At 55.5% G+C, this 18,694-nt stretch carries 19 protein-coding genes; 17 read left to right on the top strand and 2 right to left on the bottom strand.

Annotation, left to right across the window (positions count from 1 at the left end):
• Nucleotides 1-24: 24 nt before the first annotated feature.
• The 10 genes from hfq to GT3570_RS06265 all read left to right on the top strand — a co-directional run bounded on the left by hfq (nt 25) and on the right by GT3570_RS06265 (nt 11,077).
• The gene (gene hfq, locus GT3570_RS06220) at nt 25-252 is read left to right on the top strand and encodes an RNA chaperone Hfq (protein ID WP_011230812.1); all 228 of its coding nucleotides are present in this window, start codon (nt 25-27) and stop codon (nt 250-252) included.
• A gap of 335 nt (nt 253-587) precedes the next feature.
• Nucleotides 588-1,520: a stage V sporulation protein K gene (gene spoVK / locus GT3570_RS06225; protein ID WP_011230813.1), complete on the top strand. Its 933-nt coding sequence runs from the start codon at nt 588-590 to the stop codon at nt 1,518-1,520.
• A 258-nt stretch (nt 1,521-1,778) separates the two neighbouring features.
• Entirely contained in the window at nt 1,779-3,353 is a 1,575-nt protein-coding gene (locus GT3570_RS06230) for a fatty acid--CoA ligase (protein WP_021322296.1), read from the top strand.
• Nucleotides 3,354-3,378: 25 nt separating this feature from the next.
• Complete coding sequence (locus GT3570_RS06235; RefSeq protein ID WP_011230815.1) at nt 3,379-4,524, top strand: acyl-CoA dehydrogenase family protein; 1,146 nt, start codon at nt 3,379-3,381, stop codon at nt 4,522-4,524.
• 14 nt (nt 4,525-4,538) lie between these two features.
• Nucleotides 4,539-5,612, top strand: a complete 1,074-nt coding sequence (locus GT3570_RS06240; protein WP_011230816.1) for a CaiB/BaiF CoA transferase family protein — start codon at nt 4,539-4,541, stop codon at nt 5,610-5,612.
• Between the two features lie 3 nt (nt 5,613-5,615).
• The gene (locus tag GT3570_RS06245; protein ID WP_062898540.1) at nt 5,616-7,235 is read left to right on the top strand and encodes a long-chain fatty acid--CoA ligase; all 1,620 of its coding nucleotides are present in this window, start codon (nt 5,616-5,618) and stop codon (nt 7,233-7,235) included.
• 14 nt (nt 7,236-7,249) lie between these two features.
• Nucleotides 7,250-8,095: a 3-hydroxyacyl-CoA dehydrogenase family protein gene (locus GT3570_RS06250; RefSeq protein ID WP_014195501.1), complete on the top strand. Its 846-nt coding sequence runs from the start codon at nt 7,250-7,252 to the stop codon at nt 8,093-8,095.
• A gap of 133 nt (nt 8,096-8,228) precedes the next feature.
• The gene (locus GT3570_RS06255) at nt 8,229-9,380 is read left to right on the top strand and encodes a thiolase family protein (protein WP_014195503.1); all 1,152 of its coding nucleotides are present in this window, start codon (nt 8,229-8,231) and stop codon (nt 9,378-9,380) included.
• A 150-nt stretch (nt 9,381-9,530) separates the two neighbouring features.
• Entirely contained in the window at nt 9,531-10,100 is a 570-nt protein-coding gene (locus GT3570_RS06260) for a Uma2 family endonuclease (protein WP_062898541.1), read from the top strand.
• Between the two features lie 98 nt (nt 10,101-10,198).
• Entirely contained in the window at nt 10,199-11,077 is an 879-nt protein-coding gene (locus GT3570_RS06265) for a DMT family transporter (protein ID WP_011230821.1), read from the top strand.
• Nucleotides 11,078-11,284: 207 nt separating this feature from the next.
• Here the strand turns inward: GT3570_RS06265 and GT3570_RS06270 are convergent, their stop codons facing one another.
• Complete coding sequence (locus tag GT3570_RS06270) at nt 11,285-11,902, bottom strand: trimeric intracellular cation channel family protein (RefSeq protein WP_011230822.1); 618 nt, start codon at nt 11,900-11,902, stop codon at nt 11,285-11,287.
• Between the two features lie 160 nt (nt 11,903-12,062).
• On the opposite strand from GT3570_RS06270, the gene hflX reads away from it, so the two are divergent.
• From hflX to glnA, 4 genes are all read left to right on the top strand, one after another.
• Complete coding sequence (hflX, locus tag GT3570_RS06275; protein ID WP_011230823.1) at nt 12,063-13,310, top strand: GTPase HflX; 1,248 nt, start codon at nt 12,063-12,065, stop codon at nt 13,308-13,310.
• A gap of 13 nt (nt 13,311-13,323) precedes the next feature.
• On the top strand, nt 13,324-14,595 hold the full coding sequence (locus tag GT3570_RS06280; RefSeq protein ID WP_011230824.1) for a methionine gamma-lyase family protein: 1,272 nt from the start codon (nt 13,324-13,326) through the stop codon (nt 14,593-14,595).
• Between the two features lie 76 nt (nt 14,596-14,671).
• Nucleotides 14,672-15,073, top strand: coding sequence for a MerR family transcriptional regulator (locus GT3570_RS06285; RefSeq protein WP_011230825.1), 402 nt, complete (start codon nt 14,672-14,674; stop codon nt 15,071-15,073).
• 39 nt (nt 15,074-15,112) lie between these two features.
• Nucleotides 15,113-16,447 (top strand): type I glutamate--ammonia ligase, encoded by a 1,335-nt coding sequence (gene glnA / locus GT3570_RS06290; protein WP_011230826.1) that lies wholly within the window; start codon nt 15,113-15,115, stop codon nt 16,445-16,447.
• Nucleotides 16,448-16,510: 63 nt separating this feature from the next.
• On the opposite strand, the gene lexA is transcribed toward glnA, so the two are convergent.
• Nucleotides 16,511-17,134 carry a transcriptional repressor LexA gene (gene lexA / locus GT3570_RS06295; RefSeq protein ID WP_011230827.1) on the bottom strand — a complete coding sequence of 208 codons (624 nt, stop codon included), beginning with the start codon at nt 17,132-17,134 and terminating at the stop codon, nt 16,511-16,513.
• 152 nt (nt 17,135-17,286) lie between these two features.
• Between lexA and yneA the strand changes: the two genes are divergently transcribed.
• The 3 genes from yneA to GT3570_RS06310 all read left to right on the top strand — a co-directional run bounded on the left by yneA (nt 17,287) and on the right by GT3570_RS06310 (nt 18,625).
• The gene (gene yneA, locus GT3570_RS06300) at nt 17,287-17,592 is read left to right on the top strand and encodes a cell division suppressor protein YneA (RefSeq protein ID WP_011230828.1); all 306 of its coding nucleotides are present in this window, start codon (nt 17,287-17,289) and stop codon (nt 17,590-17,592) included.
• A 19-nt stretch (nt 17,593-17,611) separates the two neighbouring features.
• A complete protein-coding gene (locus GT3570_RS06305; protein ID WP_013145683.1) occupies nt 17,612-18,265 on the top strand; it encodes a YneB family resolvase-like protein in 654 nt (217 codons plus the stop codon).
• A gap of 129 nt (nt 18,266-18,394) precedes the next feature.
• Nucleotides 18,395-18,625 carry a DUF896 domain-containing protein gene (locus tag GT3570_RS06310; protein ID WP_013145682.1) on the top strand — a complete coding sequence of 77 codons (231 nt, stop codon included), beginning with the start codon at nt 18,395-18,397 and terminating at the stop codon, nt 18,623-18,625.
• Nucleotides 18,626-18,694: the final 69 nt, after the last annotated feature.

Below are 18,694 nucleotides of genomic sequence, written 5' to 3' on the forward strand. Positions count from 1 at the left end.
AGAGAGAAAAGAGGAGGACGTTTGATGAAAAATACGATCAATATTCAAGACCAGTTTTTAAACCAGCTGCGCAAAGAGGGCATTCAAGTGACCGTCTTCTTATTGAACGGCTTCCAACTGCGCGGATACATTAAAGGGTTTGACAACTTCACCGTACTTTTGGAAGTGCAAGGAAAACAACAGCTCATTTACAAGCACGCCATTTCGACGTTTGCGCCGGAGCGGAACATCCATTTTGAAACCGAACAGTAAGACCGACGGTACATACGCCGCCGAAAAAAGGCGCCTTCCTTCGCGGAGGGCGCCTTTTGCCATTTCCCGTTTTCCTTCCGCGCCCGCTATTTGATCGACAAGCTCCTGCGTCACCCGAAGGGAAGTGAGGGACGAGGTGAATTCAGATGCGTAAACCGCCGCTTTTGTGAATAAACATATACAAACTTTTTCCGCTATAGCCGACCCGCTGTTCGTTTGGGCGATTGTCACGGATCGGCGGTGGCGTACGTATACTAGTAACGAAAAGGCAAGGCGTCAAAAGCCAAGTCGGAACGGGTGCGGATGGCAGAAAACGGGAAGCGAGGTGACGCCCCTTGTCAGAATTGACGATGAACAAGGCGAAAGGGCAAATCAACATCGTGTTGAACTCCAAAACGGTAAACCATTTAGTGAAAGAAGAGAGAAACGACTGGCTCGATGGCGAAGAGCATCAGGCGCTCCGCAATATTCAAAAGGAGCTTGATCAGCTGATCGGCCTTGATCATGTCAAAAAAATCATCAAGGAAATTTACGCCTGGCTGTACATCAACCGGCTGCGCAAGGAGAACGGCTTAAAGGCCAACCGCCAGGCGCTCCATATGATTTTCAAAGGCAATCCCGGCACCGGCAAAACGACGGTGGCGCGCTTGCTCGGCAAGCTGTTTTTTGAGATGAACGTGCTGTCCAAAGGGCATTTCATCGAGGCGGAGCGGGCCGATTTGGTCGGAGAGTACATCGGGCATACGGCGAGCAAAACGCGCGATTTGATCAAAAAAGCGCGCGGCGGAATTTTGTTCATCGATGAAGCGTATTCGCTCGCCCGCGGGGGCGAAAAAGATTTCGGCAAAGAAGCGATTGACACGCTTGTCAAAGGGATGGAAGACTATTGCGACGACTTGGTTGTGATTTTGGCCGGCTATCCGAAAGAAATGGACTATTTTTTGTCGCTAAATCCCGGCTTGCCGTCGCGCTTTCCTCTCACGATCGAGTTTCCCGATTATACGGTCGAGGAGCTTGTGCAAATCGCCAAGCAAATGCTGCGCGAACGCGAGTATGAAATGACGCCGGAAGCGGAGCGGAAACTGTACATTCATCTCGAAGGGACGCTGGAAGCGACCGGCCGCCTCAAGTTCAGCAACGGCCGCTATGTGCGCAACTTAATCGAAAAAGCGATCCGCAAGCAGGCGGTCCGCCTTCTTCATGAAGGGCGCTACGACAAAAAAGAGCTGATGACGATCCGTGACCGCGATTTAGTGATTCATGCTTGAACGCTCTCCCACCTACGCTCACGCGTGGAAGTGGGGGTCTTCTCGGCGCGAGATGAAAAAAAGCAAAGGAGGCTCCTCTTTCTTTTTCTTGTCGAAAGAAAGAGGTCTTCCTTTCTTTTTTGTGCCGCAAAAAAGAGGAATGCGATCAAAAAGAGCGAATACATAAACAGCGGGGGCATCATACACCTATTTATCTGAATGATCTGTCTAGTGGATCTGCACGCCCTGCGTCCATTCGGAGAAAAGGGGGAAAGGCGCTTGTACATGACGATTGGTGAGATGTTTTCCCAGACAGTGCGAAAGTTTCCAAACCGGGAGGCGGTCGTCGACGCGGCGACCGGACGCCGCTATACGTACGCCGAATGGGAGAGGGAAGTGAACCGGTGGGCGAACGCGTTTTTGGAAGCGGGCGTCCGCAAAGGAGACCGCGTTTCGACGGTGCTGTACAATACGCTTGAGCTCGCGACCGCTTTGTTTGCCTGCGCCAAAATCGGCGCGGTGTTCAATCCGATCAACTTTCGGCTGAGGGCGGAAGAAATCGCCTATATTTTGACGGACGCCGAGCCGAAAATCGTGCTGTTTGAACGGGCGGTGGAACCGGAACTTGCCGCGATTCACAGCCGTTTCCCGCACGTGTCATTTTGGTCGATCGACCGCGATCCGCCGCCGTTTGCCAAAAACGCTCACGAGCAGGCCGCGCGGGCCCTAGGGGAAGCGCCGCGTGTTCATGTGGATGAGAGCGATCTTTATGCCATTATGTATACAAGCGGCACAACTGGGCGTCCAAAAGGAGTGATGCACCGTCACCGCGACATGATCGAGCAAAGCGTCATTTGCCATGGCGTCATGCGCATCCGCGAGACGGATCGCGGGCTGGCGGCAGCGCCGCTGTTCCATTGCGCCGAGCTGCATTGCTGCTTGCTGCCGCGCGTGCATGCCGGAGCGGCGAGCGTCATTTTGCACCATTTTGACGCCAAGCTCGTGCTTGAAACGATCGAACGGGAGCGGATTACGATCATGTTTGGAGCCCCGACGATGTGGAACATGATCTTGCAGGAGAATGTAAGCGGTTACGATTTATCTTCGCTTCGCCTCGGCCTATACGGCGCCGCTCCGATGGCTCCAGCGCTTGTCAGGCAATGCCAAGAGCAGCTCGGCATCGAGCTGATTCAAGCGTACGGCATGACGGAAATGGGGCCGGCGGTGACGTTTTTGTTGGAAGACGAGCAGCTGAAAAAAGCCGGTTCCGCTGGACGCGCCTGCCTGAACCATGAGATCCGCGTCGTCCGTGCGCGTGAAGACGGGCCGTCCGACCCAGACGATGTGCTGCCGCCATATGAAGTCGGTGAAATTGTGATGCGCGGGCCGTGTATGATGGCTGGCTACTACAAGCGCGAGGAAGCGACGGAAAAAGCGTTGTACAAAGGTTGGTATCATTCCGGCGACCTCGGCTACCTTGATGAAGACGGCTACTTGTATGTCGCCGACCGGGTCGATGACATGGTGATCAGCGGCGGGGAAAACGTCTATCCGCGCGAAGTCGAGGACGTGTTGTACGAGCATCCGAAAGTGCTCGATGTCGCTGTGCTCGGTGAGCCGGATGAGTTGTGGGGCGAAAAAGTCGTCGCCTTCGTGGTCAAAAAAGATGACCTCCTGACCGCCGATGAGCTCGAGCAGTTTTGCAAAACGAGCGACCGCCTCGCTCCGTACAAACGTCCGCGCGCCTACTATTTCATCGATGCCCTGCCGCGCAACGCGAGCGGGAAAATCCAAAAGTTTTTGCTGCGCGAACAGCTGAAAAAACAGGCGACGGGCGGAACAGAGAAAAAGTGACCGAACAGAAGAGAGGGATGAACGGGTGACGGCTCGCTATTTGCGTGAGGAGCACCATATGTTCCGCGCGGCGTTTCGCAAGTTTTTGGAAAAAGAAGCGTACCCGCATTATAACGATTGGGAGAAGCGCGGCATCATTCCGCGTTCGTTTTGGGCGAAGATGGGCGAGAACGGCTTTCTTTGCCCGTGGGTCGATGAGAAGTATGGGGGTCTAAACGCCGATTTTGCCTACTCAGTCGTCATCAATGAAGAACTGGAAAAAGTCGGATCGAGCCTCGTCGGCATCGGCCTGCACAACGACATCGTCACGCCGTATATCGCATCGTACGGAACCGAGGAGCAAAAACAAAAATGGCTGCCAAAATGCGTCACCGGCGAGCTCATCACGGCGATCGCCATGACCGAGCCGGGGGCGGGTTCGGATTTGGCCAACATTTCGACAACGGCAGTAAAAGACGGTGACTACTACATCGTCAACGGACAAAAAACGTTTATCACGAACGGCATTCATGCCGACTTGATCGTCGTCGCCTGCAAAACCGACCCGCAGGCAAAGCCGCCGCACCGCGGCATCAGCCTGCTCGTCGTGGAGCGGGATACGCCGGGGTTTACGCGCGGTCGGAAGCTCGAGAAAGTCGGGCTGCACGCCCAAGATACCGCCGAACTGTTTTTCCAAGATGCGAAAGTGCCGGCATATAATTTGCTCGGCGAGGAAGGAAAAGGTTTTTACTATTTGATGGAAAAGCTCCAGCAGGAGCGGCTCGTTGTCGCCATTGCCGCACAAACGGCGGCGGAAGTGATGTTTTCCTTGACGAAGCAATATGTCAAACAGCGCACGGCGTTCGGCAAACGGGTGAGCGAGTTTCAGACCGTCCAGTTCCGCCTTGCCGAGATGGCGACGGAAATCGCCCTTGGCCGCACGTTTGTCGACCGCGTCATTGAAGAGCATATGGCGGGAAAACAGATCGTCACGGAAGTGTCGATGGCGAAATGGTGGATTACCGAGATGGCAAAACGTGTCGCGGCCGAGGCGATGCAGCTGCACGGCGGTTATGGTTATATGGAAGAATATGAGATCGCCCGGCGCTATCGCGACATTCCCGTAAGCGCCATTTACGCTGGGACGAACGAGATGATGAAAACAATCATCGCCCGGCAGCTAGATTTGTAGAGAGAGGGAAAGATATGCTTCGTGGCATTGTAGTCGTTGATTTTTCCCATTACTTGCCGGGCCCATTTGCCAGCTGGCGGCTCGCCCAGCTCGGAGCAGAAGTCATCAAAATTGAGCCCCCATCCGGCGATCGGCTGCGCCCGTTCGCCGAGGGCCGGTTGTTTGCCGCCTATAACGCCGGCAAAAAAAGCATCGGGTTGGATTTAAAAACGGACGCGGGTCGCGAGCAAGCCCGGCGGCTCGCCGCCCGCGCCGATGTAGTGATCGAAAGCTTCCGCCCCGGGGTGATGGCGCGGCTTGGGCTCGGTTATGACGATATGTGCCGCATGAACGAACAAATCATCTATTGCTCGATCAGCGGCTTCGGTCAACAGAGCAGCCGCTCATTGCTTGGCAGCCATGATTTAAACTATATGGCGCTCTCCGGCTTGCTTGCGCAGCTGGCCGATGAACGCGGCCGCCCGGTTCATCCGAAGATCACGCTTGCCGATTTTATCGGCGGCATGGCGGCGGCCGAGCGCATTTTGGCTGCCCTCTTTGCACGCGAGCGAACCGGCAAAGGCGCCCATCTTGATGTTTCGCTTGTCGATGGCTTGGCAGCGATGATGGCTGGCCATTTTGCCATTGAACACGGCGGTGGGCCGAAGACCGGTCTTTCCGAGTTGTCTGGGGAGGTGGTGTGCTACCAGCTGTATGAGACAAAAGACGGCCGTTATATGAGTTTAGCGGCGCTCGAGCCGCACTTTTGGCAGCGGTTTTGCGAGGCGGTCGGCCATCCGGAATGGACGGAGGCGCAATGGGCGCCGGCGCGATCGGGGGAAGCCGTATATGACGAGCTCGCCGCCTTGTTCCGTGAAAAGACATTGGATGAGTGGAGCGCGTTCGCCGAAGCGGTCGACGTCTGCCTTGCCCCGGTGCTGGAGACGGGTGAGGCGAAGGCGCTGTTTGCTGACAGCCGGCTCCGCCATCTCGTTCGGCTGCAGCCGGGCGGCGCATGGACGGCCGCACATGGGCCGGACGGCCAATGGGGCGGCGGGGAGCCGCCTAAAGTCAATGAACATGCGCATTTGGTAAAGGGGGAGGAATGACCGATGATGAAAACACCGTTAAACATTTCCATGATGCTTGAGCGGGCGGAGTTGTTTTTCCCAAAAAAGCAAGTCGTTTCGCGCATGAAAGAAGGCGTCGTCCGCCATACATACAAGGAGATCGGCGAGCGGACGCGCAGGCTGTCAAGCGTGTTGAAGCGGCTCGGGGTGGAAGTCGGCGACCGCGTTGGCACGTTCGCTTGGAACCATCACCGCCATTTGGAAGCGTATTTTGCCATTCCCGGCATCGGGGCTGTGCTCCATACGATCAACATCCGCCTCTCGCCGCAGCATATCTCTTACATCATCAACCACGCCGATGACCGTGTGCTGCTGATCGATGATGATTTGCTGCCGGCAATTGAAGCGATCAAGGACGAGATCCCGAACGTACGCGCTTTCATCGTCATGACCGATGCCGACGAGCTGCCGGAAACAACGTTGTCACCAGTGTACCATTACGAGAAACTGCTTGCCGAGGGCGATCCAACATTTCCGTTCTTGAAAGACCTCGATGAATACCAACCGGCTGGTATGTGTTATACGTCGGCGACAACGGGAAATCCAAAAGGAGTTGTGTATACCCACCGCAGCACCGTTTTGCACGCGATGGCGTTAGGGCTGGCTGATACGCAAGGGCTGTGCGAGCGCGATGTCGTCATGCCGGTCGTACCGATGTTCCATGTCAACGCGTGGGGGCTGCCGTTTGCCGCCACTTGGTTCGGTTCGACGATCGTTATGCCGGGACCGGCGTTTACGCCGAAAGTGCTTGCCGAGCTGATTGACTCCGAACGGGTGACGATCACCGCCGGCGTGCCGACGATTTGGCTCGGGCTGTTGCAAGAGTTGGAGAAAGGAAACTATGACGTCAGCAGCCTGACGCGTGTCATTTGCGGCGGTTCAGCCGCGCCGAAAGGGATCATCCATGCGTTTGAAGAAAAATACGGCATTCCGTTCATTCACGCGTACGGCATGACGGAAACGAGCCCGCTTGTGCTTGTCTCACGCCCGAAAAGCTATCAAGACGGGCTGTCGTACGAGGAGAAACTGGACATTCGCGCCAAGCAAGGGCTGCTTGCTCCAGGGCTTGAGATGAAAGTGATCGGCCAAAACGGGCCGGTTCGTTGGGACGGGCAGGAAATGGGCGAGCTTTGCTTGCGCGGTCCGTGGATTGCCGCCGAGTATTACAACGATGAGAGAACGAACGAAGCATTTCGCGATGGCTGGCTGCATACCGGCGATGTCGTCACCGTGGACGAAGAAGGGTTTGTGAAAATTGTCGACCGGACGAAGGATGTCATTAAAAGCGGCGGCGAATGGATTTCATCGGTTGATTTGGAGAATGCGCTCATGGCCCATGAGGCGGTGTTCGAAGCGGCGGTCGTCGCTGTGCCGCATCCGAAATGGCAAGAGCGCCCGATTGCCTGCGTCGTGCTGAAAGAAGGCAAAAGCGTGACAAAAGAAGAGCTGTACGACTTTTTGCGCCCGCAGTTTACGAAATGGTGGCTGCCGGATGACATTGTGTTTCTCGATGAAATTCCGAAAACGAGCGTCGGCAAATTTTTAAAGAGAAAACTGCGCGATGAGATGGCAGCGCGCTATGCCGATGCGGCGAAGGAGTAAAGGAGGCGGACACCGTGGCAGAAACGATTGCAGTCATCGGCGCCGGGGTGATGGGAAGCGGCATCGCGCAAACGGCGGCGATGGCGGGAAAAACGGTGTATTTATATGACGTGTCCGAAGCGGCCTTGCAAAATGGGCTCGCTTCGGCGGAAAAAAGCTTGCGCCGCTTTGTCAAAACCGGCGGGCTGTCCGAGCCGGAAGCGCGAGCGGCGCTCGGGCGCATCCGCTCGACCGTCGATTTGGCCGAAGCGGTGCGCGGGGCGGATGTCGTCATCGAAGCCGTGCCGGAAAACTTGGCGCTGAAAAAAGACGTGTTTCAGCAGCTTGATCAATTGGCGAAGCCGGACGCCATTTTAGCGACCAACACATCCGAGCTGAGCGTCACGGCGCTTGCCGCCGCGACCAACCGGCCGGAGAACGTCATCGGCATGCATTGGTTCAATCCGGCGCCAGTGATGAAGTTGATCGAAATTGTGAAAGGTGAGACGACTTCCGACGACACAGTCGACGCCATCCGTCGGCTGTCTGTGGAGCTTGGCAAAGAAACGGTCGTCGTGAAAGACCGGCAAGGGTTTGTGACGACACGGGCGCTTGCCGCCCATATGATTGAATGCATCCGCATGTACGAAGAAGGAGTTGCTTCCGCTGAGGATATCGACAAAGCGGTGCGGCTTGGCCTCAATTATCCGATGGGGCCGCTGGAGCTGGCCGACATGGTCGGGCTTGATACGCTCCTGTTTGTGAGTGAAAACATGACGGAAGCATACGGCGACCGGTTCCGGGCGCCGCAGCTGTTGCGCAAGCTCGTTGAAGCCGGGCATTTAGGGCGGAAGACGGGGAAAGGGTTTTACACGTATTGAGCAGCGCTCGCCGTCCATCTGATGTCGCGCGCCAACAAGCGCTTAAAGAGCGCCCGCTTTCGCCCGTGCGGAAGCGCCCGAATAGGCAAGGCAACGAAGAAATCACGAAAGTAGAGCAAAAGGAGGAAGTTGCATGGTGCGTGAAGCGGTCATTGTCGAAGCGGTCAGGACGCCGGTCGGCAAGCGGAACGGCGTCTTCCGGGACGTTCATCCGGTCCATTTGGCCGCGGTGGTGCTCGATGAAGTCGTGCGCCGGGCCGGCATGGACAAAGGGGCGGTGGAAGACATCGTCATGGGCTGCGTGACGCCGGTCGCCGAACAAGGGTACAACATCGGCCGGCTGGCGGCGCTTGAGGCCGGATTCCCGATCGAAGTGCCGGCAGTGCAAATCAACCGAATGTGCGGCTCGGGGCAGCAGGCGATTCATTTCGCCGCCCAGGAAATCCGCTCCGGCGATATGGATGTCACGATCGCCGCCGGGGTCGAAAGCATGACGAAAGTGCCGATTTTAAGCGATGGCAACGAGCAGACGATTCCGCCGTCGCTTCATGAAAAATACGAATTCATCCACCAAGGTGTCTCGGCTGAGCGGATCGCCAAAAAATACGGCCTAACGCGCGAGGAGCTTGACGCCTACGCGTACGAAAGCCATCAACGCGCCTTGGCGGCCTTGCGCGAAGGGAAGTTTCGCGCGGAAATCGTCCCGGTGAAAGGGCTTGACCGCGATGGCCGCGAAATCCTTGTCACCGATGATGAAGGGCCGCGGGCCGACACATCGCCGGAAGCGCTCGCCGCGCTCAAGCCGGTGTTTCAAGAAGACGGTCTCATCACCGCTGGCAATGCGAGCCAAATGAGCGACGGGGCGGCCGCTGTGCTTTTGATGGAACGGGAGGCGGCGAGGCGGTTCGGACTGAAGCCGAAAGCGCGCATTGTCGCGCAAACGGTCGTCGGCTCCGACCCGACGTATATGCTCGATGGCGTCATTCCGGCGACGAGGCAAGTGCTGAAAAAAGCCGGCCTCTCGATCGATGACATCGACCTCATTGAAATCAACGAAGCGTTCGCCCCGGTCGTGCTCGCCTGGCAAAAAGAAATCGGCGCTCCGCTTGAGAAGGTGAATGTCAACGGCGGCGCCATTGCGCTTGGCCATCCGCTCGGCGCCACCGGTGCGAAGCTCATGACGTCGCTTGTTCATGAACTTGAACGGCGCGGCGGCCGCTATGGGCTATTGACGATTTGCATCGGCCACGGGATGGCGACGGCCACGATCATCGAGCGGGAGTAAGAGCAACGCGTGGAAAAAACATTTGTTTGACACACACTCGACAGCGGTGGCGGCCGCTGTTTTTTCTGTCATGACGAGAAAATAAAAATATGAGACGGAACTGGAGCGATGTGATAAGATGAAAGAAAAGCAAGTGAAAGGGGAAGCGCAGTGCAGAAGGAGAAGCCGTTTTACACGTATCGCGACATTGAAAATTGGGAAGGAAATTGGGAACTGATCGATGGTGTTCCCTATTTATTGGCGTCTCCGTCGTTTGAGCACCAGTATGTGGTCGGACAACTGCACCTTGCATTGGCTTTGTATTTTCAGGCGCGTGGCTGTCATGTCATTCTTGCCCCGTTTGATGTTCAGCTTGATCCTGAGGAGCCAGAACGGATGGCGAAAACGGTTGTTCAGCCGGATTTATCAGTTGTTTGTCGGGTTGAGCAAATCGGGAATCGGCGAATGAAAGGGGCTCCCGATCTCGTTGTGGAAGTGCTGTCACCAAGCACCGCCTTGCGTGATCGAAACCAGAAATACTATTTATACGAAAAATATGGTGTGCATGAATATTGGATTGTAGACCCCAGCAATCGAACGATCGAAGTGCTCAGCTGGCAAGATGGACGATTTCAACAGCGAGCGGTTTTCGGGCCAAGCGATGAGTTGGTTTCTTTTTGGCAACCGGATTTGACGGTTTCGCTCGCCCCCGTGTTTCCTCCGGAAGAAAGCGATGTGTAGCTGATGGAGAACAACCTTGTTTGGCTGCCATCTCTGGAAATAACGGCTTCGCTTTTGGTGTCAGCAGCAGAAAGAAGAAAGCAAAGGGGATCGATGTCATGAAGCAAGCCTTTCTCGCTTCCTTCTATTTATCCCTTGCCGCTGGCATTTGGGGCGGGATGTATGTGGTGAGCAAATACGTGTTGGACTACATTCCGCCGTTTACGCTCGTCTGGCTGCGCTACGCCGTCGCCTTGATCGTGCTGGGCGCCGTCGCCGTGGCGAAACGCGAGCGCCCCCCAAAGAACGGGCGTGACTGGGGAATGATTATCACGGTCGGGATCATCGGCTACGTCGTTTCCATTTCCTTGCAGTTTGTCGGCACGAAATGGTCGAACGCCCATACCGCTTCGCTCATCACCGCCTCGACGCCGGCGTTTGTCGTTTTGTTTGCCCGCTGGCTGATTGGTGAGGCGCTCACATGGCGGAAGCTTGGCGCGCTCCTATTGGCGACATTCGGCGTCATCGTCATCGTCGGCTTAGGAGGCGGAGAAGAATCAACGTTTCTTGGCAACGTTTGCTTAGTCGGCGCGGCGGTCACTTGGGCGCTGTTGTCGGTGCTCGTGAAAATCGCTTCGGCCCGCTTGTCCGTGTTTTCGATCACCACGTATGCCATTTTTGTGGCACTCATTGGCATGACGCCGATGATGCTCGCCGAAGGGCCGGGGCTTGCTGCGAGCCATTGGAGTGTTCCCGTCGCCCTTGGGGTGTTGTATCTTGGCGTTGTATCGACAGCGGGAGCATTTTTTCTTTGGAACAAAGGGATGGAAATGATCGATGCCGGCGTCGGCTCGCTCTTTTTCTTTTTCCAGCCGCTCGTCGGCTCGCTCTTTGGCCGGCTGTTTTTACAAGAGCAACTCGATGTCTCGTTTTGGCTCGGCGGGGCGCTCATTGCTGCCGGCGTGGCCGTGGCGGTGCGAAGCGAGCAAAGCGCGTAAGGAAGGCGTCAGCAAACCAAAAGCGAGGAGTCCGCGTTGGGCGCCTTCGCTTCCGTGCTTACGGTTTTGCTTCTTTTCGCTTCCTTCGTACCAAGAGGCAGGGGCAGAGAGGAGCCATACAACGGCTGTCAAACGGAATGGGACGATTTATACAAAAGTCTATCTTTTCGTATAAATCAATGAGTAGTTGTTGCTTTTGCCGTTTGATCATTGCTCGCCCGCTTTTTCTCCGACCGCCCGCCGCGGCAGCTTCCAGCCGTACGTGTATGACAAAACGCGCAAAGCGGCGACGACAATCAACAACACATACAGCTCCATGGGCGATTCGGCCCATTTCAGCCCAACAGCGAGGCCGGCGAGAATGGCCCAGGCGGCATAAATTTCTGCGCGCAACACGAGCGGCTTTCTTCCCGCCAACACGTCACGGATAATGCCGCCGCCGCTTCCGGTCAACACCGCGGCGACGATGACCGCACTTAACGGATGATCCATGTTGACGGCATACAGCGCTCCTTGGATGGCGAACGCGGACAGCCCAAGGGCGTCAAAAAAGTTGCCCCACCGCTTCCACGGCGGCAGCATTTGCTTTGGGAACAAATACACAACTGTCATGGCCGCCAAAGCGACAAGAAAGAGCGGCTGCTGTTCCCATAACGCCGACACGGGAACCCCGATCAGCAAATTGCGCACCGCCCCGCCGCCAAAAGCGGTGACAATCCCTAAAATGTACACCCCAAGCAAATCGTACTCCTCTTCCATCGCGACAATCGCCCCGCTAATGGCAAAGGCGATCGTGCCGATGATGCTCAATACTTCCCACGTCATTCGTGCTGTTCCTTTCCGTACGGTGTTCTTGTATCATTGTAGGGGCAAAAGCGGCGGAAAATCAATCGTTTTTTTGGAACGAACTAGCAGACCGACGGTGGGATTTGGTATCATGAACATAGAGAACATGTTCGCCGCGAGGGAAAGGAAGGGGGATGCCATGAGCCGTGAACAAGCGATCCTTGTCGGCTGCCAGCTCGCTGGTGTCGATGATGAACGGTTTCGCTATTCGATGGAGGAGCTCGCTTCGCTCGTTGCGACGGCGAACGGCGAGGTTGTGGCAGAGGTGACGCAAAAACGTGAAGCGCCGCACCCGGCGACGTATATCGGCAAAGGGAAAACGGAAGAGCTCGCCGCCATAGTCAAGCAGCTGGAACCGGACGTGGTTATTTTCAACAGCGAGCTCTCTCCAAGCCAAGCGCGCAATTTGACGAAAATGCTTGGCGAGGTGAAAGTGATTGACCGGACGCAGCTCATTTTAGACATTTTTGCAAGACGCGCCCGCTCAAAAGAAGGAAAGCTGCAAGTCGAGCTCGCCCAGCTGGAGTATATGTTGCCGCGCCTTAGCGGTCAAGGAGAGGCGCTATCCCGCTTGGGCGGCGGCATCGGCACGCGCGGCCCGGGGGAGACGAAGCTCGAGACCGACCGCCGCCATATTCGCCGCCGCATTGACGACATTAAAGCTGAGCTTGTGCGCATTGCTGAGCATCGAGGGCGGTACCGCGAGCGCCGGCAAAAAAACCAAGCGTTTCAAGTGGCGCTCGTCGGCTATACAAACGCCGGCAAATCAACGATTTTCAATCGGCTGACCGCCGCCGATTCGTTGGAAGAAAACTTGTTGTTTGCCACGCTCGACCCGTTGACGCGCAAATGTGTCTTGCCATGCGGCTACACGGTGCTTGTCACCGATACGGTCGGGTTCATTCAAGACTTGCCGACGACACTTGTCGCCGCGTTCCGCTCGACGCTCGAGGAAGTGACGGAAGCCGATCTATTGCTTCACGTCGTCGATTCGTCTCATCCGGATTACGTTGCGCACGAGCGAACGGTGTCGCGGCTGCTCGCTGAATTAGGGGCTTCTTCCATTCCGATGGTCACGGTGTACAATAAAAGCGATCAAAAAGCGTCGGAATTCATTCCGACAACGACTGCTTCCATCATGATCAGCGCGCTTTCCGCCGCCGACATTGACCGGCTCCGCTATTTTCTTGAAGAGGCGGTGAAACAGCAAATGGCCCGTTACGACGTGTCGATCCCAAGCGGTGAAGGAAAATTGCTCGCTCGGTTAAAATCGGACACCATTTTGCACGAATGGCATTATAATGAACAGGGAGGCACGTACGACTGCCAAGGGTACGTGCTGCCGACGCACCCCTTGTATGGGGAGCTGCAATCATTCCAACGGTAGAAAGGGTTCATCTATGTTTTGGACACAATGGAGACACGGAGAAACCATCGCTCTTCTCATCGAGGAAATCGAAGCACAAATCGCGCCGATTCACCGCCGCATCGATGAACTGGTCGACGTCAACCAATACCGCGTGCTTGAGAGCTTCCGTCGCCATCAAGTGAGCGACGCCCACTTCATTCCGTCAACCGGTTATGGGTATGACGATGCGGGCCGCGATACGCTCGATCGCATTTTCGCTGATGTGTTTGGAGCGGAAGCGGGACTTGTGCGCCCGCAAATCATTTCCGGCACGCATGCGATTGCGATCGCGCTGTTTGGCGTGTTGCGCCCGGGCGATGAGTTGCTTTACATCACGGGCGCTCCGTACGATACGCTTGAGGAAATCGTCGGCGTCCGCGGCCGCGGCGTCGGCTCGCTGAAAGAGTTTGGCATTCGTTATCGCAGCGTGCCGCTCACAGCGGAAGGGATGGTCGATTTTCCGGCCGTTCGCGAAGCGATCCATGAGCGGACGAAAATGATCGGCATTCAACGTTCGCGCGGCTATGCGGACCGGCCGTCGTTTACTGTCGAAGAGATCGGCGACATGATTGCATTCGTCAAGTCGATCAAACCGGATGTCGTCGTGTTTGTCGACAATTGCTACGGAGAATTCGTCGAGGAGAAAGAGCCATGCCATGTCGGCGCCGATTTGATGGCCGGCTCGCTCATTAAAAACCCGGGAGGGGGCTTGGCGAAAACGGGCGGCTACATTGTCGGCAAGCGGGAATATGTGGAGGCGTGCGCCTATCGGATGACCTCGCCGGGCATTGGAGCGGAAGTCGGTCCGTCGCTTTACAGCTTGCCGGATATGTATCAAGGCTTTTTCCTTGCGCCGCACACCGTGGGTCAGGCGCTCAAGGGGGCGGTTTTTACGGCGGCGATGCTCGAGCGGATCGGACTAAAAACCTCGCCATCGTGGAAGGCGAAGCGCACGGATTTGGTTCAGTCCGTCCGTTTTGACGATCCGGAACAAATGGTGGCGTTTTGCCAAGCGATTCAGGCTTCCTCCCCGGTCAACGCTCATTTCACTCCGTATCCGAGCGACATGCCCGGCTATGAAGACAAAGTGATCATGGCCGCCGGCACGTTCGTCCAAGGGGCAAGCATTGAGTTGACGGCCGACGGGCCGTTGCGCCCCCCATATGTCGCGTATGTGCAAGGCGGATTGACGTATTCGCATGTGAAAATCGCCGTCTGTTCCGCCATTCAGCGTTTGCTTGAACAGCGGTTGATTTGTTTGTGAGGAAACATCACGTTTCATTGACTCATTTCCTAACATTATGGTAAAATAAAGGTATCAAAAGCGAGGAGGAATTGGCATGAGCAGCCAAATTCGTCGTTCCATGCCATTGTTTCCGATTGGGATTGTGATGCAGCTGACCGACTTGTCGGCTCGGCAAATCCGCTATTATGAAGAGCACGGCCTCGTTTCGCCAGCGCGCACTGAAGGCAACCGGAGGCTGTTTTCGCTCAATGACATTGACCGCTTGCTGGAAATTAAAGATTTGATCGACCAAGGCGTCAACTTGGCGGGCATTAAGCAAATTTTTGCCGCGCGGGAGGAAGGACGCCACCAGCAGGCGGAGAAAGTCGAAAAAGTAGGAAAACCGAAGCTGTCGGACGAAGAACTGCGCGAAATTTTGCGGAATGAATTGCTGCAGGCCGGGCGGTTCCAGCGCGCATCGCTTCGCCAAGGAGATCTCGCTCGCTTCTTTCATTAATGACGGAAAATGATTTCCGAGCCGGGGAGGAGTTTGGACATGGCAAAATATACGCGTGACGACATTCTACACATCGTCAAAGAGGAAAATGTCAAGTACATCCGCCTGCAATTCACCGATATTTTGGGCACGATCAAAAACGTCGAAATTCCGATCAGCCAGCTGGAGAAAGCGCTTAACAACAAAATTATGTTTGACGGGTCGTCGATCGAAGGATTTGTCCGCATCGAAGAGTCGGATATGTATTTGTATCCGGACTTGGATACGTTCGTCATTTTCCCGTGGACTTCAGAAAAAGGAAAAGTCGCCCGCTTTATCTGCGACATTTACAACCCGGACGGCACGCCGTTTGAAGGCTGTCCGCGCTATAACTTGAAGCGGATGCTGAAAGAGATGGAGGCGCTTGGCTTCAACGCCTTTAACTTAGGAGCTGAGCCTGAATTCTTCCTTTTCAAGCTGGACGAAAAAGGACACCCGACGATGGAGCTGAACGATCGCGGCGGCTATTTCGATTTGGCGCCGACCGATCTTGGGGAAAACTGCCGGCGCGACATTGTGCTCGAGCTTGAGGAAATGGGGTTTGAAATCGAAGCGTCCCATCATGAAGTCGCCCCGGGCCAGCATGAGATCGATTTTAAATACGCTGATGCCGTAAAAGCGTGCGACGACATTCAAACGTTTAAGCTCGTCGTCAAAACGATCGCCCGCAAACACGGATTGCATGCGACCTTTATGCCGAAGCCGATTTTTGGGATTAACGGTTCAGGAATGCATTGCAACCTGTCGCTGTTCCGCAACGGTGAAAACGCCTTTTTCGATCCGAACGGCGACTTGCAGTTGAGCGATACGGCGCGGCAGTTTATCGCCGGTGTGCTGAAGCATGCGCCGAACTTTACGGCGGTGACGAACCCGACCGTCAACTCGTACAAGCGGCTTGTTCCAGGCTATGAAGCGCCGTGCTACGTCGCTTGGTCGGCGCGCAACCGCAGCCCGCTCATCCGCATTCCAGCTTCGCGCGGCATGAGCACGCGCATTGAGGTGCGCAGCGTCGACCCGTCGGCCAACCCATACTTGGCCATGGCGGTGCTTTTAGCCGCTGGGCTTGACGGCATTCGCAACAAGCTCACTCCTCCGGCGCCAGTGGATCGAAACATTTACGTCATGACGAAAGAAGAACGGCTCGAAGAAGGCATTGTCGATTTGCCGGCAACGCTGCATGAAGCGTTGGAAAACTTGAAGTCCGATGAAGTGATGATTCACGCGCTCGGCAAACATTTATTCGAGCATTTCGTCGAAGCGAAAGAAATTGAGTGGGATATGTATCGGACAACGGTTCATCAATGGGAATTGGACCAATATATGGAACTCTACTGATTCATAAAAAAGCTGCCCTGAAAAAAACGGGGCAGCTTTTTTATGGGCGCAGGCCGGCACGAGTCAGTCGAACAGGCGATAGACGCCGATCACTTTGCCGAGAATCGTGCAGTCGCGGACGATGATCGGCTCAAGATGGGCGTTTTCCGGCTGCAGGCGGATGTGGTCTTTTTCCTTGAAAAACCGCTTCACCGTCGCCTCGTTGTCTTCCGTCATGGCGACGACGATGTCGCCGTTGTTGGCCGATGACTGCTGGCGGACGATGACGTAGTCGCCGTCGAGAATGCCGGCTTCGATCATGCTGTCGCCCATCACTTCAAGCATAAACAGCTGCTCCTCGCCGGCGGCGAGCCGCTTCGGCAGCGGAAAGTAGCCTTCGATGTTTTCCACCGCTGTAATCGGTTGGCCGGCCGTCACCTTGCCGATGATCGGCACCGAGATGATCTCCTCTTTTTCTCTCTCCTTGGCCATATCGTTGTCCAAAATTTCAATGGCGCGCGGCTTTGTCGGGTCGCGGCGGATGTACCCTTTGCTTTCTAGGCGCGCGAGATGCCCGTGGACCGTCGAACTTGACGCCAGTCCAACCGCTTCCCCAATTTCCCGCACCGACGGAGGATAGCCTTTTGTTTTTACTTCCTGTTTAATAAACTCTAAAATTTGCTGTTGTCGTTTTGACAGTTTCGTCATTGTTTCACACCTCTCGCCACATCATTTGCCTTCATTATACCATGCGGAAGACGAAAAAACAAACATAAGTTCGAGTTTTTTATTGACACAAACAAATGTTCCTGGCTATAATGAAGGAAAGCGAACAAACATTCTAGAAAGGGTGGGAGGGAATGAGGAAAACGTTGCTGCACTATGTTTTGTTTTCATTTTTGTTTGCGCTCGTGTTGGCAGGGTTCGTTTACGCCAGCAGCCCGGTCGATAAAAAAGAATACGTGACGATCACGGTTGCTCCCGGCGATACGCTTTGGGGGCTGGCAAAACAGTACGAACAGGAACACCATATGCCGCCTGATGAGTTCATCCGCTGGGTCGTCGATGTCAACCATTTGCCGAGCCCGCGTCTTGCCGCCGGTGAACAAATTGTCATTCCTGTGTTAAAATCAAAGCAGGGCGGCTCGGTGGCCGTCAATCAGTGATGGAAAGAAGGGATTGGCCATGAGGGCGGTCATTTACTGCCGCGTCAGCACGGACAAAGCTGAACAGGAAACGTCGCTCGCGAGGCAACGAGATGAGCTCGAGCAGCTGGCGGCCGAGTGTGGATTTGAAGTCGTGAAAGTGATCGCCGAGCAGGCGAGCGGTTATGAAGCCGACCGCGACGGCGTGTTGGAGCTGCTTTCGCTTTGCGAGGAAGGCGAGGTCGATGTGCTGCTCATTCAAGATGAAACGCGGCTTGGGCGCGGCCATGCGCGCATGGCGGTGCTGCATTGCTTGAAAAAGCAAGGGGTGAAAATATACAGCGCCAGCCACCGCGGGGAGATGCCGCTGTCGGAGGCCGATGAGATGGTGTTATCCATCATCGCGATTGTCGAGGAGTACCAAAGAAAAATACATAACGCCAAAATTAAGCGTGGCATGCAGCGAGCCATCGCCAGCGGCTACCGACCGGAGCGGAACCTAAGGCGCCGGGGCGAAAACGCCGGGCGCGATCGAATTGATCTGCCGGTTGAGGAGATCGTCCGCTTGCGCGAGCGCGGACTGACGTTTGCCGATATCGCCGCGACGATGCGAAGCTTCGGTTACGAGGCGTCCAAGGCGACCGTCCATCGGCGTTACCAGGAATATATGGACGAGCAACAAAGGCGGCGTTGATCGTGTACTGCGCCTGACCCTAAAGCGGCGAGCGGGCAAAGGAAGCCAAGATGCCATCGTTGCCATCTTCCCGGTTGATCAGATAAGATAAAACAGAGTGAGAATATGGCAGATAGGAGAAGATGATCAATGCTTGCCAAACATAAATTAGCCCGCATCAATGAACTGGCGAAAAAAGCGAAAACGGCCGGCTTGTCGGCCGAAGAGGCCTTCGAGCAAGCGAAGCTGCGCCGTGAGTACATTCAAGCGTTCCGCAAGGCGATGACCGATATGCTCCATACAGTGACCGTCATTGACCCGAACGGCAACGACGTGACGCCGAAAAAATTAAAGGAAAGCCAGCGGCGGCGCTTCCATTAAACGGTCGAAAGAGGGGTGGCTCGGAAAATAACGTTGTACAAGCCGATCGATTTTCTATATGATAGTAAA

Origin of the sequence: Geobacillus thermoleovorans, assembly GCF_001610955.1 — a bacterium.
GTDB classification, from domain to species: domain Bacteria; phylum Bacillota; class Bacilli; order Bacillales; family Anoxybacillaceae; genus Geobacillus; species Geobacillus thermoleovorans.